This is a genomic window from Aurantimonas sp. NFXS3 (genome assembly GCF_049132005.1).
Lineage (GTDB): Bacteria > Pseudomonadota > Alphaproteobacteria > Rhizobiales > Rhizobiaceae > Aurantimonas > Aurantimonas coralicida.
The window spans coordinates 153,002-174,665 of the sequence record NZ_JAGDDZ010000005.1 but is presented as its reverse complement, the minus strand read 5'-3'; the positions used below and the strand labels follow the sequence as shown (position 1 = coordinate 174,665).

Below are 21,664 nucleotides of genomic sequence, written 5' to 3'. Positions count from 1 at the left end.
GTAACCATGGGGCAGTTCCCGGATTGACTTTTACGTAAATCTGGCGGCATGCATCACCCTGAGGGCGCCGACCGAGGGATACGGAACGTCGAATGCGAGACTATTATACGATCACGGAGCTCACCCGTGAGTTCGGCATCTCGACGCGGACGATCCGCTTCTACGAGGACGAGGGGTTGCTGGCGCCGATCCGTCGCGGGCGCACCCGGCTCTTCCGGCATTCCGACCGCCAGCTCCTGAAGAACATCCTGCGCGGCAAGCGCCTCGGTTTCTCCATCGCGGAAATCCGCGAGATCATGAGCATGTACAAGAGCCCGCCCGGCGAGGCGGGCCAGCTCAAGGCGATCATCGGGCGGGTCAGCGACAAGCGGCGCGAACTCGAGCAGAAGCGCCGCGACATTGAGGACCTGCTGCGCGAACTCGACGCCGCCGAGGAAGCCTGTCTCACCCGCATGGCCGAGCTGGGCGTCGGCCAGAGCGTGCGAACCGGCTGACGGTCACTCTGACCGGAACGAACACTCGCGGGTCACGTCGCGGATGGCCGACATCTGCGTCTCGCTCGGATCGCCGCCCATCAACACGTCGAACAGGTCCCGCCGCTGCAATTCGCGTTGCGCGCAGCCGCAATAGCGTTCGCAGAAGGCCGCATCGCGCTCGGCAATGCAGGAGCGCTGGCAGTCGGTGTGGAAGCCCGCGGTGCGATCGGCCGGCGCGATCTGGGCGAAAACAAAGACCAGTCCGTAGAGGATCGGCTGGTGCAACAGGTAGAACAGCAGCGAATGGCGGCCGATGGCGCCCAGCGGCGACAACGGCGCAAGACCGGCGTTCCACATGCGCATGCGCGCCATCCAACCGTGGTCGACGGCCAGCCGCGCGGTCGCGATGCCGGCGAGGACTGCCCCGAAGAATGGGAACAGCGGCACGAAGTCGTTGGAGAGCGGCGGGGTCTGGAACAGGCCGATCCAGTTGAGCCATTTCGGATCGAGTAGCGGCGTCGCGACGAAGCTGCGCAGGGCGACCACCGCGATCGCCAGTGCCGCCGTCACGAACCAGGGCAGCCGCAGGAAGAGCAGGCCCAGCACGCTGGCGACCGCGATGTGATGCAGGATGCCGAAATAGACGAAGCTGTTGGGCGTGGCGAAGTACGTCGCGACGGTGATGGCGAGCGCGCCGGCCACGACCTGCAGCAGACGCTTGCCGAAGGGCTGCCAGCGAATGCCGCGGCCATTGGCCAGCACCAGGCTGACGCCGACCAGGAACAGGAAGGACGACGCGATGGCGCGCGCGAAGATGCGCCAGCCGCCATGGCCCGTCAGCCCGCGCTCGACATAGTTGAAGTACTCCAGATCCCAGGTGAAGTGGTAGATCACCATCGCGAACAGCGCGACGGCGCGCGTGATGTCGATGATCTCGATACGCCCGCGGCTGACGGGCGGGTTGTCTATCTGGCTCACGCACATTCCTTGACGCTGGACACACTTGCCGTCCGCCTATCTTTCAGGACGGACAGCGGCCGGAGCGACCCGGCACGCCGCAATCCGGAAAGGCAGTTCATGAAGATCATCGAGGCAGGCGGAGCCCGCATCCCCGCAATCGGATTTGGCACATTCACACTCGAAGGCCAGACTTGCGTCGATATGGTGGCAAAGGCGATCGATGCCGGTTACCGCCATATCGATACCGCCCGCATGTATGGGAACGAAAAGGAAGTCGGCGCCGGCATCGCGGCCAGCGGGATCGCCCGCGAGGAGCTGTTCGTAACCACCAAGATCTGGTGGACGGATATCACCGAAGACAAGCTGATGGACAGCGCCCGGGCGGCGGTGGACGCGATCGGGCAGGGGCCGGTCGACCTCCTGCTGATTCATTGGCCCAACACCGACGTGCCGCTGGAAGAATCGATCGATGCGCTGAACGCGACGATCGGCGAGGGGCTGACCCGCCACATCGGCGTCGCCAATTTCACCAGCGCGATGGTCGACGAGGCGGCCGCCATGTCCTCGGCCCCGCTGGTCTGCAACCAGGTCGAATACCATCCCTATCTCAGCCAGGAGAACGTCCTGGCCGCCTGCCGTCGTCACGACATGGCGATGATCGCCTATTCGCCGATCGGCAAGGGCGGTGAGCTGCTGGCCGATCCGGTGATCACCGAGGCGGCAAAGGCCCACGGCAAGAGCCCGGCGCAGATCGTCCTGCGATGGGAGGTCGAGCAGGACATCGTCGGCGCGATCCCGCGCACGAGCACGCCGGAGCGGCTCAGCGAGAATCTCGATATCTTCGACTTCGAGCTGACCGAGACCGAGCGGACGGCGCTGAACCAGCTGACCTTGCAGCGCAAACGCCTGATCGATCCGTCCTTCGCGCCCCACTGGGACCGCGCCTGATGGACGAGGCGACGCTGCGGCGGACAGGCGAGTCGCTCGCCAACTGGGCGGGCGATGCGCTCGGCTTCTTCTACGAGCCGTCATCGCTGTTCCAGATCGCCGTTGTCGTCGCCTGCCTCGGCCTCGCCTGGGTGCTCGATCGCCTGACCCGCGAACCGATCGAGGTCCAGGCGCGCAGGATCAAGGGCGCCCCCCGGATCCTGCGGTTGGTCGTCGCCGTACGCCGCCGCATGGGGCTGATCTTCTTCGTGCTGCTTCTGTGGCTGGCGACCCGGATCGACCTGGCGGCCGGCGGGCCGCGCTCGCAGATCATCGGTGTCGTCTTCGACCTGGCGCTGGCCTATCTGGTGATCGCCGTCGCCTCGCGCATCGTGCGCAACCGGCTTCTGGCCCGTCTGATTACCATCGTCGCTTCGCTGCTCGCGGGCCTCTCGATCCTCGACCTCCTGGAACCGGTGGCGTCGGTGCTGGACCAGTCGGCGATCACGGTCGGCCAGAGCAGGATCTCGGCGCTTCTGGTGATCAAGGCGATCGCGGTGATCGGCATCACTTTGTGGCTCGCCTCGGTCGCCGGCAATTTCCTCGACACCCGCGTCCAGCGCAATCAGGAACTGACGCCGACCCTCAGGGTGCTGATCGGCAAGTTCCTCAAGATCGGCCTCATCCTGGTGGCGCTGGCCATCGCGCTGGCCTCGATCGGCGTCGACCTGACGGCGCTGACCGTCCTGTCGGGCGCCATCGGCGTCGGCCTCGGCTTCGGCCTGCAGAAGGTCGTGTCGAACTTCATCTCGGGAATTATCATTCTCCTCGACCGTTCGATCAAGCCGGGCGACACGATCTCGCTCGACGATACCTTCGGCTGGATCCGAGAATTGCGGGCGCGCTTCGTCTCGGTGGTGACCCGCGACGGCCGCGAATATCTGATCCCGAACGAGGACTTCATCACCAACCAGGTGATCAACTGGTCGTTCTCGAACGACTTGGTGCGGATCGATGTGGAGTTCGGCGTCGCCTATGACAGCGATCCGCATGCGGTGATCCGGATCGCCAAGGAGGCCGCGGAGAGCTGCAATCGGGTGGTCTCCCACAAGCCGGCGGTCTGCTGGATGACCGGCTTCGGGGCATCGTCGATCGACTTTGTCGTGCGGTTCTGGATCCGCGACCCGCAGGCCGGCTTGACCAATGTCAGGGGTGACGTGCTGCTGGCCCTGTGGGATGCCTTCAAGGCGAACGGCATTGCCATTCCGTTCCCGCATCGCGAGATCCTCATGCGCACGCCGGTCGTCGTACAGACGGAGCCGCGCGAGGATGCGCCGGTGGTCGCACGCCGGGACGGCGACGAGAGCTGACCGGAGAGGGCCGCCATTGTTCTTCTATGCCGCCAAGATCGGCTGGTTCGTGCTGCAGCCGCTGGCCGCCATCCTGCTCGTCGCGATTCTCGGGCTTCTGGCCGGCTGGCTCGGCCGGCCACGCATCGCGGCGGGTCTGTTCGTTGTTGCGACGGCGACACTGGCGGTGTGCAGCCTGACGCCGCTGGGCCTCGTGATGACGGCGGTGCTGGAGGACCGGTTTCCCCGTCCCGACCTGCCGCCGGCGATTGACGGTATCATCGTCCTCGGCGGGGCCTTCGACACGCGGGTGGCGCGCACGCGGGGCATGAACGAGCTGAATGACGCGGCTGACCGGGTCACCGCCGGCATGGAGCTGGCGCAGCGTTACCCGGAGGCGAAGCTGCTGTTCAGCGGCGGCGTGGCGGCGCTCCTGGAAGAGGACATTCCCGAGACCGAGGCCGCCGAGGCGCTCTACCGGGGGCTGGGCTTGGCGCCGGACCGCCTGCTTCTCGACGGGCGCGCGCGCGACACCTTCGAGAACGCCGTCTTCGCCAAGGAGCTTGCGCAGCCGAAGCCGGCCGAGACGTGGGTGCTGGTGACGTCGGCGTCGCACATGCCGCGTGCCGTCGGATGCTTTCGCGTCGCCGGCTTCGACATCGTGCCCTATCCGGTGGATTACCGCACGCCGTCGGGGCCGGCCCTGTACCGCCCCTCCAGCACGACGACCCGCAACCTGGAAAAGGTGCATTTCGCCATTCGCGAATATCTGGGGCTCGTCGCCTACCGTCTGAGCGGACGCACCGACGCGCTGTTTCCGACGCCCTGAGACAGGTAAGCGGCCGGTTCAGTCCAGCAGCGCCCGACGGGCATTCGACATGAACTGCCGGTGGGCGAGAATCACCACGACGAGGATCGTCGCAGCGACGAGTGCCGTCGGGCCGAGGAACCAGCCGAGATAGGCGATGGCGAAGAAGACGGCGCGCAGTCCGGAGTTGAAGTGCTTGCCGGCGAGCTGGTTCAGCCGCGTGGCCTTGGCGAGGGCTCGCTCGGCGGCGTCCGGGTCGAGATCGGCTTCCGCCCGCATGGGAATCGCGCCGATCAGGATCGAGCAATAATTGAACAGCCGGTAGGCCCAGCCGAACTTGAAGAAGGCATAGGCGAAGATCGTCACCAGGCCGAGCAGCTTGATCTCCACCAGCGCGCGGTCGAGCCGGGCGTGGAAGGGCAGTTCGGCGGCGATGGTGGCGATCTGGTCGGCCGAGCTGAACAGGGCGAAGCAGCCGCCGATGGCGAAGATGCAGGCGGAGGCGAAGAAGGCGGTGCCCTGCTGGAGCCCCGCCATGATCGCCGTGTCGATCATCCGCAGATCGCGCAGCAGCATCACCTGCATCCAGCATTCGCGTTGCCGGTTCATCGCCTGGGACAGGCCACGGGCTGCCAGCGGCCCGTGCTCCGTCACGATATTGTAGACGAGCCACACCGCCAGAAAGAATGCGAGTGCGGCGCCATCCCCCGTATCGATCGTCACAATGCCACGCCCCGCTTCGCCCCTCGCGGCGAGGGGCCGGATTTCCATGAGGTTTTCATAGCGCGGCAACGGGACGCAGGCCAGATGACGCGCGACACGCCGGCATCAGTCCGGGACAAGCTTGCCGTGGAACATAGCAGCCATGAGGAAATATGCATCGCACCCGCCTTGTGGCGTCGTCGCTTAACGGATATTTAAGAGCTGCAACCGCTGGACGGGGGTCATGACCGGTTCGCAAGCCATCTCGATTCAGGATATTCAGTTACATGGATGACAGCGTGCGCAAGTCGTGCTGGGGCGTGACCGTATGGACGGTCGCGATCTTCTCTACGCTCCTCGTTCTGGGGTTCCTCTTCACGGTTCCCGAGACCGTCGCCATCGCCGCCAGCTGACCGAACCGGTCGGCGCCAGGCGCCCACCGACGCAGACCTTTTTCCGACAGATCCGATCCGCTTCGCTTCGGCACGCCAGTGCCGGGCCGTCTTAACCTTGCCGAAGCTTTCGTTCGGCATGGCCGGGCAGGACATTGCGTGTCGGGCGTCTGGTGGGGAATCCGCCCGGCGGCGTCCTGAGGTGGCAGCCACGGGTGCCTGATCCGGCTTGACGCGGCGGGCCGTTTGCTTCGAGAAGCACCCATGCCTTTGCATCTGATCAAGCTATGCGTCGGAATCGGCAGCGTCGAGGACCTCGAGGAGCATGTCGCCGCGCGTCTCGACGCGGCGCGTCTTCAGGGTCGGCCTGCCGAACAGGCGCATGTGACACGCATGGTTCCCAAGCGGATCGACGAACTGCTCGATGGCGGCTCGCTCTACTGGGTGATCAAGGGCCAGATCCAGGTCCGCCAGCCGCTCGTCGCCATCGCGCCGTTCAAGGATGCCGAAGGCGTCGGGCGTTGCCGGCTCGTTCTGGAGCCGACTTTCGTGCGGACCGCCCGCCAGCCGCGCCGCCCGTTTCAGGGCTGGCGCTACCTGACGCCCGACGACGTGCCGCGGGACATCGGAACCGGCGATGCGGGCGAGGGCGACCTGCCCGTGGACATGCAGCGCGAACTCATCGAGCTCGGGCTGTTCTGAGGCGACGCCGAATCCGGCGGTCGCCTGAAACTCATATTGTCTCGTTGTCAGCCGAAGCGCATGTGGATCGCCGCGTGCCCTTCGGGCGCGATGGTCCTGATCCGCGTGTAGGCGATCGGCTGCGATGCCCGCCAGGCGCGGGCGCCATGGGACAGAAGCAGCCCCACGAGATCCTTTGCCTTCAGCCGCGAACGGCCGTCGCGGGCTTCGCCGAGGCGAAGCGCGGCCTGCTGCAGCGGGTGGGGATTGGCGGCCCGCGCGCTGCCGGCGAAGGCGAGCGTGTTGGCGAAGCTGGCTGCCTGGTGCTCGGTCGTCATGCTGGAACCCTTCCTACGCGATACATCTTAGGGTCCGTCTGAACGGACGGGCTGGTCGGTCGCACGGCGGCGACAAGGAGGTCGGCGGCCCGGAACAAGGGCCGCCGGACCGGTGTCAGTTGGCGACGGCGTAGCAGCTGTACGAGCTGCGCTTGAGCGCGGCACAGGCCGACCAGGCCTGGTCCTTGCTGGCAAAGCCGGCGAAGCGAGCGCGGTAGAGCGTCTGCGAACCGCTCTTCACCGTCTCGGTGAAGGGCTCGGCATCCGCCAGCTCGCCGCCGACCTTGCGCTTGGCGGTGGCCAGCATCTCCATGGCGGCATCGGCTTCCGGCGTGGCGGCGATCTGGACCACCCAGGGGGAGGTCGGCGTGCGAACGGTCTCCGAGACGCTGGCAACCTTTATTGCACCGGTCGTCGAGGGATCGAGATCGCGTCCACCCGGGACGGCTGCCGGCGGCAGGCGGACGCCTGCGCTCGGCACGCGGCTGGCGGCCGGGATCGGCATGCGCACCGACGGACGCTCGGCGACGAGGGCCGCCTTCAGGGCATCACGGCCGACGATCGGACGGGACTGCGGCTGGACCATGCGCGCCACGGCCGGGGCGGCCTCGGAGCCGTAGGCCATTGCGATGCGCTGGTCGATCTCGGTCATGGCCGGGCGGGAATCGGGAACCGGGCCCTGCTTGGGAAGCGCAGCGACGATGGCCGGGCTGGCCGAGCGGGCGGCGAGCAGCATGCCGGAATCGCGAGTGCTGGCCTTCGGCAGATAGCGCGAGAGCAGCTCGACCATGTGATCGTCGCGCGAACGGCCGGAGCGACCGCCCATGACCACGGCGACAAGGCTCTTGCCGTCTCGCTCGATCGAGGTGACGAGGTTGAAGCCGGAAGCGTTGATGTAGCCGGTCTTGATGCCGTCGACGCCCTTCACCCGGCCCAGGACCCGGTTGTGGTTGCCGAGCCGGCGGCCACGGAAGCTGTAAGAGCGGGTCGAGAAGATCTTGTAATATTCCGGAAAATGCTCGCGCAGGGCGATGCCCAGGGTCGCCATGTCCCGCGCCGTGGTCTTCTGCCCGGAATCCGGCAGGCCGTTGGCATTGCGGAAGGTGGTCTTCGGCATGCCGATCTGACGCGCCTTGGCGGTCATGCGGGCGGCAAAGGCCGATTCGGAGCCGGCCTGGAACTCGCCCAGCACCACGGCGGCATCGTTGGCCGACTTGGTGACCAGCGAATAGACGGCTTCCTCGACGGTGAGGGTCGAGCCGGTCTTCAGGCCGATCTTCGACGGCGGACGTCCGGCCGCATAGGCCGACACCGGCATCTTGTCCTTCATGGAAATCCGACCGCTCTTCAGCGCGTCGAAGGTCATGTAGAGCGTCATCATCTTGGTGAGCGACGCCGGGTAGCGGTACTCGTCGGCCCGGTCGTTGTAGAGGACCTGGCCATTGTTGGCGTCGATGACGAAGCCCGCATATTTGGCGTTGGCTTCGGCATGGCCGGCGCCGGTCAGCAGCATGCCGGCGCCGAAGGCGACGACGCCTGCGAACCTGCTGAGCGATCTGGCGGCGGTGGTGAGGCGGGGGAACGGGTTACGCACGCAGCAACTCTCTGGCTCGGGCAATGGGCGAGGAAGCCGGTCGATATCGTCGCAGCGCTTGGAAAGGCCGTGCAATATCAGCGGGCAACTCCCTCGGGTGTCGATCCGCAGATTAATGCCGGCGGGCTTACCAATCGGTTTATGGTTGCCGGACCGTTCCCATCCCGGATCGAAATTTCTCGTACCCTGCCAAACGAAACGGGCAGGAGTGAGGTGAAATTCCCTATGGGAAGCGTGCGGCGCGTCATTCCGCTTGAATCTTATTGTGCAGTGCAATATCTTTGGGCGGGGCGCAGCTCAGGGCACCGGTCGGACCGGCACTTCCTGCTGAATGGACGTCCTTCCACAAACCACCACCAATCCGAGGGAAATCCAGATGAACGCATATGAAGATGCCAGCAAGTTCTCCAAGGACGCGATGGACAGCGCGCTGAAGTCGGTGTCGGCCATGACCAAGGGCTTCCAGCAGGTCGCGTCGGAGACGTCCGAATTCGCCAAGCGCGCCTATGAGCAGCAGACCGAATTCATGGAGAAGCTCTTCCAGGTGCGTTCGCCGGACAAAGCCATCGCGCTGCAGAGCGAATACGCCAAGACCGCCTATCAGGGCTGGGTCAGCCAGGCGACGCGCATGGGCGAGATCTACACCGATGTCGCCAAGGAGACCTACAAGCCGTTCGAGCACTCGCTCGCGACGCTGTCGACCGCGGGCACGTCCGTGGCGACCAAGCCGGCCGCTGCCGCCAAGCAGGCCGCCGAGACCAAGGCTGCCTGATCGGCGCCTCGGTTGTCCCGCGGCCGCGGGCACCACATATTCGGTACGAGGAAAAGCCCGGCTCTCCCGCCGGGCTTTTTCGTGTCCGGGCCATGCCTTGGCGCGGGCAGGGACGAGACGCCGCACGATGATGCTTTGCCATGCCCGCGTTGCGTCTTAAAATCCGTGCCACGGCACATACATACAGAGCGATGACGAAGGTGGTTGAATTGAGCATGCACGCGTTTCCCGGCAACGGCGCTCCTGCCGTGCGGTCCCAGGCCGGGAAGGACGACGATCAGGTCCCCGATCGCGGGACCGAGGTCATCACGCGAACGAAACCCAAAACCCAGAAGCCGAGCCTTTACAGAGTGCTCCTTCTGAACGACGATTACACTCCGATGGAGTTCGTCATCCACGTCCTCGAGCGGTTCTTCCAGAAGGACCGCGAGGCAGCCACCAGAATCATGTTGCATGTGCACAATCACGGCGTTGGCGAATGCGGAGTGTTCACCTACGAGGTCGCCGAGACCAAGGTGACCCAGGTCATGGACTTCGCCCGCCAGCACCAGCATCCGCTGCAATGCGTGATGGAAAAGAACTGAGGTGAAGCTTGCCGACATTTTCGCAAAGCCTTGAGAAGTCGCTGCACTCGGCCCTGACGCTCGCAAACGACCGGCAACAGGAATTTGCGACGCTGGAGCATCTGCTGCTGGCGCTTCTCGACGACAAGGACGCGGCGGCGGTGATGCAGGGATGCAGTGTCGACCTCGACATCCTGCGCCGCAATCTGACGACCTACATCGACAGCGAACTCTCCAACCTCGTCACGGGACATGACGAGGATTCCAAGCCGACGGCCGGATTCCATCGGGTGATCCAGCGTGCGGTGATCCATGTCCAGTCGTCCGGCCGCGAAGAGGTGACCGGCGCCAACGTGCTCGTGGCAATCTTCGCCGAACGCGAGAGCCATGCCGCTTATTTCCTGCAGGAACAGGAGATGACGCGCTACGATGCGGTGAATTTCATATCGCACGGAATCTCCAAGCGCCCCGGCGCCTCCGAGACCAGACCGCTGCGCGGCGCCGAGGATGAGCAGTCGACAGTGGGACAGGATGACGAGGGCAAGCGCAAGAACGCCCCTGATGCGCTCACGGCCTATTGCAGCAATCTCAACGAGAAGGCGCGCAACGGGAAGATCGATCCGCTGATCGGGCGGGCCGAGGAGATCAACCGCACGATCCAGGTGCTGTGCCGCCGGTCCAAGAACAACCCGCTCTATGTGGGTGATCCGGGCGTCGGCAAGACGGCGATCGCGGAAGGGCTGGCCAAGCGCGTCGTCGAAGGCGACGTGCCGGACGTCCTGGCCGATGCGACGATCTTCGCGCTGGACATGGGCACGCTGCTCGCCGGCACCCGCTATCGCGGCGATTTCGAAGAGCGGCTGAAGCAGGTGATGAAGGAGCTCGAGGAATATCCCGGCGCCGTCCTGTTCATTGACGAGATCCACACGGTGATCGGCGCGGGCGCCACCTCGGGCGGCGCGATGGACGCGTCGAACCTGTTGAAGCCGGCGCTGTCTTCCGGCGCGATCCGCTGCATCGGCTCGACCACCTACAAGGAGTACCGGCAGTTCTTCGAGAAGGACCGGGCGCTGGTGCGCCGGTTCCAGAAGATCGACGTCAAGGAGCCGTCCATCGACGACGCCGTGTCGATCCTGAAGGGCCTGAAGCCCTATTTCGAGGATTTCCACCGGGTCAAATACACCAACGAGGCGATCAAGTCGGCGGTCGAACTGTCGGCCCGCTTCATCAACGACCGCAAGCTGCCGGACAAGGCGATCGACGTGATCGACGAGACCGGTGCGTCGCAGATGCTGCTGGCGGCCGGCAAGCGGAAGAAGCAGATCGGCGTCAAGGAGATCGAGGCGACCGTGGCCACCATGGCGCGGATCCCGCCCAAGGCCGTCTCCAAGGACGATGCCGAGGTGCTGGAACATCTTGACGCCCAGCTCAAGCGGGTCGTCTACGGCCAGGATGCCGCCATCGGCAGCCTTGCCTCGGCGATCAAGCTGGCCCGTGCCGGCCTGCGCGAGCCGGACAAGCCGATCGGCTCGTACCTGTTCTCCGGCCCGACCGGCGTCGGCAAGACCGAGGTGGCCCGCCAGCTGGCGGCGGCACTCGGAGTCGAGCTTTTGCGCTTCGACATGTCGGAATACATGGAGCGGCACACCGTCTCGCGGCTGATCGGCGCGCCTCCGGGCTATGTCGGCTTCGACCAGGGCGGCCTGCTCACCGATGGCGTCGACCAGCATCCGCATTGCGTGCTGCTGCTGGACGAGGTCGAGAAGGCGCATCCGGATCTGTTCAACATCCTCCTGCAGGTGATGGACCACGGCAAGCTGACCGATCACAACGGCAAGCAGATCGATTTCCGTAACGTCATCCTGATCATGACGACCAATGCCGGCGCGTCGGAGATGGCCAAGGCGACGATCGGCTTCGGGCACTCCAAGCGGACGGGCGCCGACGAGGAGGCAATCAACCGCCTGTTCACGCCGGAATTCCGCAACCGTCTCGATGCGACGATCCCGTTCGGCCCGCTGCCGACGCCGGTCATCCACCAGGTGGTCCAGAAGTTCGTCATGCAGCTCGAGGCGCAGCTGTCCGAACGCGGCGTGACCTTCGAACTGTCGGAGGACGCGATCACGTGGCTCGCCGACAAGGGCTACGACGAGGCGATGGGCGCGCGGCCGCTGGGCCGGGTGATCCAGGAGCACATCAAGAAGCCGCTGGCCGACGAAGTGCTCTTCGGCAAGCTGAAGAACGGCGGCACGGTGAAGGTGTCCGTCGTCGACGGCGAGGACGGCGCCAAGGCGCTGCATCTGGAAGCCATTGCCGACGAATTGCCGCCGAAGCCCAAGAAGCCCGCAGCCAGGAAGCGCGCCAAGGTGGCGCCGGACGGCTCGGACATCGAGGACGACGAGCCGGCGGGTGATGCGCCCGAAGCGGGCTCCACGGGATCTGCCGCCGCCAAGCGGGCAGGGACCGTTCCCAAGGTCCCGCGCAAGTCGCGCTGATCGAAACAGAAAGGGCCGCCCTCGGGGCGGCCCTTCTTCGTTGTGGCGGATCGTGCTGCGGGGCCGGGGCCCCACGGCCGAACTCAGTCGATGGCGGCGCGGATCAGGGCCGCGTGCTCGGCCAGCATCTCCGGATCGGCCATGCCGTCGGAATGCTTCTTCAGGGGCACGCCGGCATAGACCGGCAGCACGTGGAAATGCAGGTGAAACACCGTCTGCCCGCCGGCGGTCTCGTTGAACTGGGCAATGCGGACGCCGTCGGCGTCGAACGCCTTCTTCACGGCACGCGCCAGCTTGGCGACCACCGGCATCACCGCGCCGAGCGTCTCGTCCGACGCATCGAGGATGTTGCGCGACGGCGCCTTCGGAATGACGAGGCAATGGCCCTTCGATTCCGGCATCACGTCCATGATCGCCAGCGCCGTGTCGTCCTCGTAGAGTTTCTGGCTCGGGATCTCGCCGCGCAGGATCTTGGCGAAGATGTTGCCGTCGTCGTAGCCGCTCATGGTGTCCGGTCCTTCACAATCAGAATCAGACCGGACGATAGGCAGATTGCCGCGATTGTCGACGGCTGAGCCCGCCGTCAGCCACCCTTCTTGTAGGGCGTATGCTCGGACAGGACGTCGCTGACATGGGCGATTTCGGCGCGCTCGGCGTCGAGATAGTCGTCGACGGCACGGCGCAGACCGGGATGGGCGATCCAGTGGGCCGAATGGGTGGTCACGGGCTCATAGCCGCGGGCCAGCTTGTGCTGTCCCTGCGCGCCCGCCTCGACGAGGCCGAGGCCATGCGCGATCGCGAAGTCGATGGCCTGATGGTAGCAGACCTCGAAATGCAGGAAGGGGTGGTCCTCGATACAGCCCCAGTTGCGGCCGAAGATCGTGTCGGCGCCGATGAAGTTCAGCGCCCCGGCGATGTAGCGGCCGTTTCGCGAGGCCATGACGAGCAGCGTCTGGTCGGCCATGCGCTCGCCGATCAGGCTGAAGAACGCGCGGTTGAGATAGGGCCGGCCCCATTTGCGGCTGCCGGTGTCCATGTAGAATTCGTAGAAGGCGTCCCAGGCCGCCTCGGTGAGGTCGCTGCCGGTCAGCCAGGAAATGGAGATGTCGTTGGCCAGCGCCTCGCGGCGCTCCTTGCGCAGCGCCTTGCGCTTGCGCGACGCCAGCGTCTCCAGAAACTCCTCGTAGGTCGCATAGCCGCGATTGCGGAAATGGAACTGCTGGTCGGTGCGGTGCAGCCAGCCGGCCTCGGTCAGGACGTCGCGGTCCGCGGGCTTGAGGAAGGTGGCGTGAACGGAGGAAACGCCGGTCTGGGCCGCATAGGTCCTGGCACCCTCGGCCAGCGCCTGCCGCCGGATCGTCGTGCCGGGTGCGGTTCCGACCAGCAGCCGCGGCCCGGTGGCCGGGGTAAAGGGCACCGACATCTGCAGCTTTGGATAATAGCGACCGCCGGCCCGCTCGAAGGCGTCGGCCCAGCCCTGGTCGAAGACATATTCGCCCTGGCTGTGGCCCTTCAGATAGGCTGGGGCGGCTGCGATCGGCGCGCCCTGTGGATCTTCCAGAACCAGATGCTGGGGCAGCCAGCCCGTCGCTTCGCCGACACAGCCGCTATCCTCCAACGCGGAAAGAAAGGCGTGCGATACGAAGGGGTTGGCGACGCCCGATGGAGTCGCGGTAGAAGCGGGAGACGCCGGCGCGGGCTCCACGGCCAGCGCGTCCCAGCGTGCGGCGTCGATCGCGCTGAGCCGATCGACCACCCGGATCGTGAAGCTCTCTTCGCTGCTGGTCGGGGCGGTGGCGGATTCGCGTGTCATGCGATGAATTTATGCCGGTCCCCCGGCAGCGCAAGGCGTCATTGCTGCGGCGCAATGCCTTCGAAGGTCATCTGATCGCAATGGTCCCGGCTGATGCGGATCTGCGCCTCGGTGCGCACGGTCCAGGAGATCAGCGGCGCGCCCTTGCCGCGCACCCATTCGGTGAACGGGTTCGGCACGTGGTGGATGTCATAGGAAGAGAAATCGCAGCCGCGTTCGAACACCTGCCGATGGGCGGCGAAGGCGTCCGGCGTGTGTCCCGTCGCGGTCAGCCCGATGGGACGGCCGGGGCGGGCTGCCAGCATCTGGTCGATGAGCCAGGGATCGAACGACATCAGGGCCAGTTCGCCGCGGTAGGATTCGAGAACCGGCTGCAGGCGGGCGAAATACTCTGCATCGACGTCCGGCGCGATGCCCTTCAGTTCCATGACCACCGGCACGCGCCCGGCGACCGTTGCAAGAAAGTCCGCGACGGTCGGGATGACGGCATCAGTGCCGGCGAGCCGCAGGGCGGCGATCGCTTCATCGTCCAGCGCGCGAAAATCGGCCTCGCGGCCGGTCAGCCGTTGCAGCGTGTGATCGTGGAAGATGAAGGGCGTGCCGTCGGCCGAAAGCTGCACGTCGCATTCGATCGCGAAGCCGGCGGCGATCGCCGCTTCGGCGGCGGGAATCGAATTCTCCGCCACCGTCTTGTTGCCGTCATGAAGCCCGCGATGGGCGATCGGGTTCGCGGTCAGCCAGCCGAGCGCGCCATCGAAGGCCACCATGTCAGGCGACCTCGAACAAGGCTTCGATCTCGACGGCGGCATCCATCGGCAGCGCCGGCACGCCGACGGCCGAGCGGGAATGGCGGCCGTTCTCGCCGAGGATCTCGACCAGGAAGTCCGACGCGCCGTTGGCGACCTTATGCTGCTCGGTGAAGCCGGCGTCGCTGGCGACGAAGACGGTGAGCTTCAGAAGGCGGCCGAGGCGGCTCCAGTCGCCGGAGACGGCCGATTTCGCCTGGGCGAGGATGTTGATGGCGCACAGCCGCGCGGCCTTCTGGCCGTCTTCGAGCGAGACGCCGGCGCCGAGCTTGCCGGACACGGCCAGCTTGCCGCCGTCGAGGGGCAACTGGCCCGAGGTCTGCAGCAGGCCGCCATAGATGACGCTCGGCACGTAGTTGGCGGCGGGCGCCGCGGCTTCCGGAAGGGTGACGCCGGCGGCTTCGAGGCGGCTTGCGATGGTATCGGCCATGTTGTTGTCTTCCTTTAGCTCGACGGATAGGAGCGCCGGGGAGGGGCTGTGCCGGCCAGATGGCCGCAAGCCCGTTCCGGACGCGCCGTTCCGCAGAGGCGTAGCCCATCCGCAGACCCAGTGAAAGATCGTCCCGCCATGCGCGCCAGCCTCGTAGCCCCTCTCGCGATCGGCCTTGTCGCCGGACCGGCTCTTGCGGCCGCCGCGACGATCGCGCCGCACCGCGCCTCCTACGAACTGGCGATGGACGGCAGCGGCGATCTGGTGGACGCCCAGGCACGGATAGCGGTCGAGATCACGCGGCCGGATTGCGACAGCTACGATATCGACTACCGCTTCGTGGCGCGGTTCCAGCAGGAGCAGGAGCTGGTGGTCACCGACCAGCAGACCCAGACGCTGGAAAACCTCGCGGACGGAACGCTCGCCTTCAGGACAAGGACGCTGGTCGACGGCACAGAGCAGCAGGTCGTGCGGGGCACCGCCGTCAATACGGCGGAGGAGACGCATGTCGCCTTCGTCGAACCGGAGAGCCGCTCGGTGAGCGTGCCGCTGGCAGCCTTTCCGATGCAGCATACGCTGGCTTTGATCGAGAAGGCGGAGGCCGGCGAGCTGATCGTCCAGTCGCCGCTCTATGATGGCGACCCGACACCGGAAAAGGGCCTGTCCACGACCGCGATCATCGGGCCGGCACCGGACAGCCCGGCAGAACCCAAGGATGCGGAGGAACGCGCGCCGCTCGCAGACGAAGCGGCTCCGGCGGCGGACACGCGATCAGAGACCGCCGAGGGCGACATGCGCGACGACGATGACGACCGCGGCGAAGCCGAAAACCCCATGGCGGTCGAGGTGTCCCCGGCCAGCCAGCTGTCGGGTCTTCGCTCTTGGCGGATCAGCGAATCCTTCTATGACAGCGACAGCGATGCCGACGGCATGCCGGTCTTCGAGACAGCCTATACGCTCTACGAGAACGGGATCTCGGACGACCTGGTGCTGAGCTTCGATGGCTACCGCCTGGCCGGCGGCCTTGCGAGCCTCGATCTTCTGGACACACCCGCCTGTCCCTGACGGGGCTGGCGCCGCGCGCACACGATCCCCATATCGACCCTGAACGCCGTCGCCGTGTTGCCTCGCGTGGGCTTTTGGTGTATCGGCGCTTCCATTCCACACACGGAACTCGGGTTTCGACGTTCGGGCATGTCCCGACGCCGCGATCCACCGGTGGCGGCATTCGGCCGCTTCTTTTCCGTGGAGGCTCAACCGGTAAAGGAAAAAAACCATGGCATTGCCAGACTATTCCATGCGCCAGCTGCTCGAGGCAGGCGTGCATTTCGGTCACCAGACGCATCGCTGGAACCCGAAAATGTCGTCCTACATCTTCGGGGCGCGCAACAACATACACATCCTCGACCTCGGCCAGACCGTGCCGCTGCTGCATCGTGCGCTGCAGGCGGTCTCCGACACCGTGGCCCGTGGCGGCCGCGTGCTCTTCGTCGGCACCAAGCGCCAGGCATCCGACATCGTCGCCGATGCGGCGAACCGTTCGGCCCAGTACTACGTCAACGCCCGCTGGCTCGGCGGCATGCTGACCAACTGGAAGACCATCTCCAACTCGATCCAGCGCCTGCGCAAGCTCGACGAGATGCTGGCCGGCGAAGCCCAGGGCTTCACCAAGAAGGAGCGCCTGACGCTGCAGCGCGAGCGCGACAAGCTCGACCGCGCCCTCGGCGGCATCAAGGACATGGGCGGCGTGCCGGACATGATCTTCATCATCGACACCAACAAGGAGTCGATCGCGATCGAGGAAGCCAAGCGCCTGCACATCCCGATCGTCGCCGTCGTCGATTCGAACTGCGATCCCGCACCGATCGACTACCCGATCCCGGGCAATGACGACGCGGCTCGCGCCATCACCCTGTATTGCGACCTGATCGCCCGCGCCGCCGTCGACGGCATCGCGCGCCAGCAGGGCGATTCCGGCATGGATGTCGGTGCGATGGAAGAAGCGCCGGTGGAAGAGGTCGTCGAGGCCGAGCCGGTCGCCGAGGAAGCCCCGGCCGCGGACGCCCCGGCAGCCGAGGCTCCGGCCGAGAACGCAACGCCCGCCGCCTGAGGCGAGGCGGCGAACGGCGCGGTCGGGCGGATGCCCGGCCGACGCCCGCGCCCGTCTCCGGCGTCGTAATCACGGCGTCACAATTCTGGCGCACCCGTTCCATCCGAGCCGGTGCGCCCAATCATTTCTGAAGAGGCAAAAATGGCAATTACCGCTTCGATGGTGAAGGAACTGCGCGACAAGACCGGCGCAGGCATGATGGACTGCAAGACCGCGCTGTCCGAGACCGACGGCAACATGGAAGAGGCCATCGACTGGCTGCGCGCCAAGGGCATTGCCAAGGCCGACAAGAAGTCCGGCCGCACCGCGGCCGAGGGTCTCGTCGGTTCGGCGTCCGAGGGCACCAAGGCCGTCGTCGTCGAAGTCAATTCCGAGACCGACTTCGTCGCCCGCAACGACGCCTTCCAGGGTCTCGTGCGCGACGTCGCATCGGTTGCTCTGACCACCGACGGCAGCGTCGAGGCGGTCGGCGGGGCTGCCTATCCGGGCGGCACCAAGAGCGTCAACGACACGATCAAGGACACGATCGGCACCATCGGCGAGAACCTGACCCTGCGCCGTTCGGCCATGCTCACCGTCAATGACGGCGTCGTGGCGTCCTACATCCACAACCAGGTCGTGGACGGCCTCGGCAAGCTGGGCGTGCTCGTCGCGATCGAATCGACCGGCGACAAGGCCGCGCTGGCGCAGTTCGGCCGTCAGGTCGCCATGCACATCGCCGCGACCAACCCGCTGGCCCTGACCGCCGAGGAAGTCGACGCGGCCACCGTCGAGCGCGAGAAGGCGATCTTCAGCGATTCGGCACGCCAGTCGGGCAAGCCGGAGAACATCATCGAGAAGATGGTCGAAGGCCGCCTGCGCAAGTTCTACGAGGAAGTCGTCCTTCTGAAGCAGAACTTCGTCATCAATCCCGACCTGACCGTCGAGAAGGCGCTGGCCGAGGCCGAAGGTAGCTTCGGCGCGCCGGCCAAGATCACCGGCTTCGTGCGCTTCGCCCTCGGCGAAGGCGTCGAGAAGGAAGAGACCGACTTCGCAGCCGAAGTCGCCGCCGCCGCCGGCAAGAAGTAAGTCCCGCACGCCGGACACCCGTCCGGCGGCGACACGACAGACCGATCGAGGGCGTCCGCTTCACAAGCGGGCGCCCTTATTGTATCGCATCCCCCAAGCGTGGCAGGCGTTTGCGAGAACGACCTGCCGCCGGATTTCCACATGCGCCCGCCGGTCCGGCGCGGCGTCGTCCGCAGATGCCCTCCCGGCAGCACGGCGTCGTTGCCGTCGCCGCTGCCTTGACGGGCGGGCCGCCGGACGCAGGCAAGGTGAGCAATGGCCTCCGAGATACGATACCCGCGGGTGCTTCTGAAGGTGTCCGGTGAAGCTTTGATGGGGTCGCAGGGCTTCGGGATCGACGTCGCGGTGGCCGATCGGATCGCCTCCGACATCGCCGAGGCGCATCGGCTGGGCGTCCAGGTCTCCGTCGTCGTCGGCGGCGGCAACATCTTCCGCGGCGTGGCGGTGGCCTCCAAGGGCGGCGACCGCGTCACCGGCGACCACATGGGAATGCTCGGCACCGTCATCAACGCGCTGGCCCTGCGCACCTCGCTGATCAAGCTGGGCGTCGACACCATCGTCCTTTCGGCGATCGCAATGCCCGAGATCTGCGAGAGCTTCTCCCAGCGCAGCGCGCTGGCGCACCAGGCCGCGGGCCGGGTGGTCATCTTCGCCGGCGGGACCGGCAATCCGTTCTTCACCACCGATTCCGCCGGCGCGCTGCGCGCTGCCGAGATGGGGGCGGCGGCCCTGTTCAAGGGCACCCAGGTCGACGGCATCTATTCCGCCGATCCCAAGAAGCACCCCGACGCGGTGCGCTACGACACGCTGACCCATGACGAGGTCCTGCAGAAGGGCCTGGCCGTCATGGACGTGGCGGCCGTCGCGCTGTCGCGCGAGAACGACATCCCGATCGTCGTCTTCTCGATCCACGAGAAGGGCGAGTTCGCCAAGATCCTGTCCGGCGGCGGCCGGGCGACGATCGTTACCGAATAACTGCGTCCGCGCAGTCGAGAGCCGAAAAGAGGACATCATGGCCGACATGGATCTGAACGAACTGAAGCGCCGCATGGATGGCGCCATCGCCAGCCTGAAGGGCGACCTGACGGGCCTTCGCACCGGCCGCGCCTCGCCGAGCCTGCTCGATCCGATCTATGTCGACGCCTACGGCTCGAAGATGCCGCTCAACCAGGTGGCCAACGTCTCGGTGCCGGAGCCGCGCATGGTCACCGTCACCGTCTGGGACAAGCAGATGGTGGGCAAGGTCGAGCGCGCGATCCGCGAGAGCAATCTCGGCCTGAACCCGATCACCGACGGCGCGACGCTGCGCATTCCCCTGCCGGAGCTGAACGAGCAGCGCCGCAAGGAACTGGTCAAGGTGGCGCACCAGTATGCCGAGGGCGCCAAGGTCGCGGTCCGGCATGTGCGGCGCGACGGCATGGAAACCTTGAAAAAACTGGAAAAGGACGGCGATATCGGTCAGGACGAGAGCCGTCAGCAGTCGGACCGCGTCCAGAAGATGACCGACGAGACGATCGCCGAGATCGACTCGGCGCTTGCCGTCAAGGAAGCGGAAATCATGCAGGTCTAGCCTGCCATGGGCGTCGACCTCGTCGTCGCGGCGGAATGATCGAGGGAAGGGCTGATACGGTGCGGGATCTCCAACACGTCGCCATCATCATGGACGGCAATGGTCGCTGGGCGAATGCCCGCGGCCTGCCGCGCAGCATGGGGCACCGTCGGGGCGTCGAGGCCGTGCGCGAGGCGGTCCGCGCGGCGGGCGAGCTCGGCATCCAGTATCTGACCCTGTTCGCCTTCTCCTCGGAGAACTGGCGTCGCCCCGAGGCCGAGGTCGAGGAGCTGATGGGGCTGTTGAAGCACTTCATCCGCCGCGACCTCGCCGAACTGCACAAGGAGGGCGTGCGCGTCCGGGTGATCGGCGAGCGCGAGAACCTGTCGTCGGATATCCGCGCGCTGCTCGAGGAAGCCGAGAACCTGACGCGCGACAACCAGCGCCAGACCCTGGTGGTCGCCTTCAATTACGGCGCCCGCGACGAGGTCGCCCGGGCCATGCGCCGCGTCGCCGCCAAATACGCGGCGGGCGAGGTCGAACTCGAGGGGCTGACCGCCGAGTATCTCGACGAGCACTTGGACACCGCCGGCATTCCCGATCCCGACCTGATCATCCGCACCAGCGGCGAGCTGCGCCTGTCGAATTTCCTGCTCTGGCAGGCGGCCTATTCGGAATTCGTCTTCCTGCCGTGCCTATGGCCCGATTTCGACCGCAAGGCGTTCGAGGAGGCCATCGCCGATTATTTCAGCCGGGATCGTCGCTACGGCGGGTTGTCGCGCGAAATCGCTTCCTGATCTGATGGGCCTGGAACTTCGACGGTTCTTTCTCGCCGGCAGCTGGTCCGACCTGAAGTCACGCGTCATCTCCGCGCTGATCCTCGGCATCATCGTCATCGCCCTGACCGCCATCGGCGGCTGGCCGTTCCGGGTGCTGTGCGCGCTCACCGGCATCATCGTCTTCGACGAATGGGCCCGCATGACCCGCGCCAAGCGCGTCCGGCCGATCTACCACTTTGCCCGCGGTGCCCTGATCGTCGCCGTCGTCGCGCTGGTCTTCGATCTCGGCCTGCTGGCGGTGGCGATCGTCGGTGCGGCGATGATCTTCATCGCCGCGACGGACCGTGACGAGCGCAGCGCGCGCTGGGTGCATTGGGGCCTGTTCTACGCGGGCGCCGCGGCGCTGGCGCCCGGCATGCTGCGCGGCTCCGATCCTGCCGGCCTTGCGACGCTCGGATTCATCATCGTCGTCGTGTGGTCGACGGACATCTTCGCCTATTTCACCGGCCGCACGCTGGGCGGACCGAAGCTGCTGCCGGCGGTGTCGCCGAAGAAGACGCTGTCGGGGGCGGCCGGGGGCCTCCTGGCCGGAACGATCCTCGGTGCGGTCTATGCCCATTTCGTCAGCGGCGAGGTCGGGGCCTTCATCATCGTCCTGGCGGCGGTCCTGTCGGTGGTCGGGCAGGCGGGCGACCTGTTCGAATCCTGGATCAAGCGGCGTTTCGGCGTGAAGGATTCGGGCCGTCTCATTCCCGGCCATGGCGGACTGATGGACCGTATCGACGCCCTCGTCGTGGCGATGGCCGTGACCTGGGCCGTCGGCGTGGCAATCGCCGGATTCGGCGAACCGGCCCGTGGCATATTTGCCCTCTGAGCGCATCGATTGCAGCGCGGGCGCCGTCATCATTGCGACTTGTTCGTCAACTGCTATGGAAAGGGTCCCGCGGCGCCGCTCGAGAGCGCGCAGCCACGGGCATTGTCTGATCATTTGAATGCGGCATCGTCCCGACCGGATGTCGATGCCGGTCCGGAACCGGCGGTCCGGGTTGGAA

At 66.2% G+C, this 21,664-nt stretch carries 24 protein-coding genes; 16 read left to right on the top strand and 8 right to left on the bottom strand.

Annotation, left to right across the window (positions count from 1 at the left end):
• The first annotated feature begins 92 nt into the window (after positions 1 to 92).
• Positions 93 to 494 (top strand): MerR family transcriptional regulator, encoded by a 402-nt coding sequence (locus tag J3367_RS15225; protein ID WP_009209463.1) that lies wholly within the window; start codon positions 93 to 95, stop codon positions 492 to 494.
• 3 nt (positions 495 to 497) lie between these two features.
• Here J3367_RS15225 and J3367_RS15220 read toward each other — a convergent pair whose 3' ends face one another.
• Positions 498 to 1,460, bottom strand: coding sequence for a heparan-alpha-glucosaminide N-acetyltransferase (locus tag J3367_RS15220; RefSeq protein WP_421461534.1), 963 nt, complete (start codon positions 1,458 to 1,460; stop codon positions 498 to 500).
• A 93-nt stretch (positions 1,461 to 1,553) separates the two neighbouring features.
• Here J3367_RS15220 and J3367_RS15215 point away from each other — a divergent pair, with 93 nt between their 5' ends.
• Genes J3367_RS15215 through J3367_RS15205 form a run of 3 tightly spaced genes read left to right on the top strand, consistent with a single transcriptional unit; the run spans position 1,554 to position 4,541 of the window.
• Positions 1,554 to 2,384, top strand: a complete 831-nt coding sequence (locus J3367_RS15215) for an aldo/keto reductase (RefSeq protein WP_024350583.1) — start codon at positions 1,554 to 1,556, stop codon at positions 2,382 to 2,384.
• On the top strand, positions 2,384 to 3,733 hold the full coding sequence (locus J3367_RS15210) for a mechanosensitive ion channel family protein (RefSeq protein WP_024350584.1): 1,350 nt from the start codon (positions 2,384 to 2,386) through the stop codon (positions 3,731 to 3,733). Before J3367_RS15215 ends, J3367_RS15210 begins: the two co-directional genes overlap by 1 nt.
• Before the next feature lie 16 nt (positions 3,734 to 3,749).
• On the top strand, positions 3,750 to 4,541 hold the full coding sequence (locus J3367_RS15205; protein WP_024350585.1) for a YdcF family protein: 792 nt from the start codon (positions 3,750 to 3,752) through the stop codon (positions 4,539 to 4,541).
• An 18-nt stretch (positions 4,542 to 4,559) separates the two neighbouring features.
• Here J3367_RS15205 and J3367_RS15200 read toward each other — a convergent pair whose 3' ends face one another.
• The gene (locus tag J3367_RS15200) at positions 4,560 to 5,291 is read right to left on the bottom strand and encodes a DUF599 domain-containing protein (RefSeq protein ID WP_024350586.1); all 732 of its coding nucleotides are present in this window, start codon (positions 5,289 to 5,291) and stop codon (positions 4,560 to 4,562) included.
• A gap of 218 nt (positions 5,292 to 5,509) precedes the next feature.
• Here J3367_RS15200 and J3367_RS15195 point away from each other — a divergent pair, with 218 nt between their 5' ends.
• Positions 5,510 to 5,635: a hypothetical protein gene (locus J3367_RS15195; RefSeq protein ID WP_266102132.1), complete on the top strand. Its 126-nt coding sequence runs from the start codon at positions 5,510 to 5,512 to the stop codon at positions 5,633 to 5,635.
• Positions 5,636 to 5,878: 243 nt separating this feature from the next.
• Positions 5,879 to 6,316: a DUF1489 family protein gene (locus J3367_RS15190; RefSeq protein ID WP_024350587.1), complete on the top strand. Its 438-nt coding sequence runs from the start codon at positions 5,879 to 5,881 to the stop codon at positions 6,314 to 6,316.
• 47 nt (positions 6,317 to 6,363) lie between these two features.
• Here the strand turns inward: J3367_RS15190 and J3367_RS15185 are convergent, their stop codons facing one another.
• Positions 6,364 to 6,633, bottom strand: a complete 270-nt coding sequence (locus tag J3367_RS15185; RefSeq protein WP_024350588.1) for a hypothetical protein — start codon at positions 6,631 to 6,633, stop codon at positions 6,364 to 6,366.
• A 115-nt stretch (positions 6,634 to 6,748) separates the two neighbouring features.
• A complete protein-coding gene (locus J3367_RS15180) occupies positions 6,749 to 8,227 on the bottom strand; it encodes a serine hydrolase (protein ID WP_024350589.1) in 1,479 nt (492 codons plus the stop codon).
• A gap of 376 nt (positions 8,228 to 8,603) precedes the next feature.
• On the opposite strand from J3367_RS15180, the gene J3367_RS15175 reads away from it, so the two are divergent.
• The 3 genes from J3367_RS15175 (at position 8,604) to clpA (ending at position 12,057) form a co-directional block, all read left to right on the top strand.
• Complete coding sequence (locus tag J3367_RS15175; protein ID WP_024350590.1) at positions 8,604 to 8,999, top strand: phasin family protein; 396 nt, start codon at positions 8,604 to 8,606, stop codon at positions 8,997 to 8,999.
• 215 nt (positions 9,000 to 9,214) lie between these two features.
• The gene (clpS, locus tag J3367_RS15170) at positions 9,215 to 9,583 is read left to right on the top strand and encodes an ATP-dependent Clp protease adapter ClpS (protein WP_009209473.1); all 369 of its coding nucleotides are present in this window, start codon (positions 9,215 to 9,217) and stop codon (positions 9,581 to 9,583) included.
• Between the two features lie 8 nt (positions 9,584 to 9,591).
• Positions 9,592 to 12,057 carry an ATP-dependent Clp protease ATP-binding subunit ClpA gene (gene clpA, locus J3367_RS15165; RefSeq protein WP_024350591.1) on the top strand — a complete coding sequence of 822 codons (2,466 nt, stop codon included), beginning with the start codon at positions 9,592 to 9,594 and terminating at the stop codon, positions 12,055 to 12,057.
• An 83-nt stretch (positions 12,058 to 12,140) separates the two neighbouring features.
• On the opposite strand, the gene J3367_RS15160 is transcribed toward clpA, so the two are convergent.
• From J3367_RS15160 to J3367_RS15145, 4 genes are all read right to left on the bottom strand, one after another.
• Positions 12,141 to 12,563 (bottom strand): HIT family protein, encoded by a 423-nt coding sequence (locus J3367_RS15160; RefSeq protein ID WP_024350592.1) that lies wholly within the window; start codon positions 12,561 to 12,563, stop codon positions 12,141 to 12,143.
• A gap of 77 nt (positions 12,564 to 12,640) precedes the next feature.
• Positions 12,641 to 13,870, bottom strand: coding sequence for a GNAT family N-acetyltransferase (locus tag J3367_RS15155; RefSeq protein ID WP_024350593.1), 1,230 nt, complete (start codon positions 13,868 to 13,870; stop codon positions 12,641 to 12,643).
• Between the two features lie 38 nt (positions 13,871 to 13,908).
• Complete coding sequence (locus J3367_RS15150; protein WP_024350594.1) at positions 13,909 to 14,637, bottom strand: glycerophosphodiester phosphodiesterase family protein; 729 nt, start codon at positions 14,635 to 14,637, stop codon at positions 13,909 to 13,911.
• A 1-nt stretch (position 14,638) separates the two neighbouring features.
• A complete protein-coding gene (locus J3367_RS15145) occupies positions 14,639 to 15,106 on the bottom strand; it encodes a RidA family protein (protein ID WP_024350595.1) in 468 nt (155 codons plus the stop codon).
• A gap of 120 nt (positions 15,107 to 15,226) precedes the next feature.
• Here J3367_RS15145 and J3367_RS15140 point away from each other — a divergent pair, with 120 nt between their 5' ends.
• From J3367_RS15140 to J3367_RS15110, 7 genes are all read left to right on the top strand, one after another.
• On the top strand, positions 15,227 to 16,171 hold the full coding sequence (locus J3367_RS15140; protein ID WP_155898466.1) for an EipB family protein: 945 nt from the start codon (positions 15,227 to 15,229) through the stop codon (positions 16,169 to 16,171).
• 211 nt (positions 16,172 to 16,382) lie between these two features.
• Complete coding sequence (gene rpsB / locus J3367_RS15135; RefSeq protein WP_024350597.1) at positions 16,383 to 17,216, top strand: 30S ribosomal protein S2; 834 nt, start codon at positions 16,383 to 16,385, stop codon at positions 17,214 to 17,216.
• A gap of 141 nt (positions 17,217 to 17,357) precedes the next feature.
• The gene (gene tsf, locus J3367_RS15130) at positions 17,358 to 18,284 is read left to right on the top strand and encodes a translation elongation factor Ts (RefSeq protein WP_024350598.1); all 927 of its coding nucleotides are present in this window, start codon (positions 17,358 to 17,360) and stop codon (positions 18,282 to 18,284) included.
• 255 nt (positions 18,285 to 18,539) lie between these two features.
• On the top strand, positions 18,540 to 19,259 hold the full coding sequence (pyrH, locus tag J3367_RS15125; protein ID WP_024350599.1) for a UMP kinase: 720 nt from the start codon (positions 18,540 to 18,542) through the stop codon (positions 19,257 to 19,259).
• A 37-nt stretch (positions 19,260 to 19,296) separates the two neighbouring features.
• Positions 19,297 to 19,854 (top strand): ribosome recycling factor, encoded by a 558-nt coding sequence (gene frr, locus J3367_RS15120; RefSeq protein ID WP_029703112.1) that lies wholly within the window; start codon positions 19,297 to 19,299, stop codon positions 19,852 to 19,854.
• 35 nt (positions 19,855 to 19,889) lie between these two features.
• Positions 19,890 to 20,630 (top strand): isoprenyl transferase, encoded by a 741-nt coding sequence (locus J3367_RS15115; RefSeq protein ID WP_024350601.1) that lies wholly within the window; start codon positions 19,890 to 19,892, stop codon positions 20,628 to 20,630.
• A gap of 4 nt (positions 20,631 to 20,634) precedes the next feature.
• Complete coding sequence (locus tag J3367_RS15110) at positions 20,635 to 21,486, top strand: phosphatidate cytidylyltransferase (protein ID WP_024350602.1); 852 nt, start codon at positions 20,635 to 20,637, stop codon at positions 21,484 to 21,486.
• Positions 21,487 to 21,664: the final 178 nt, after the last annotated feature.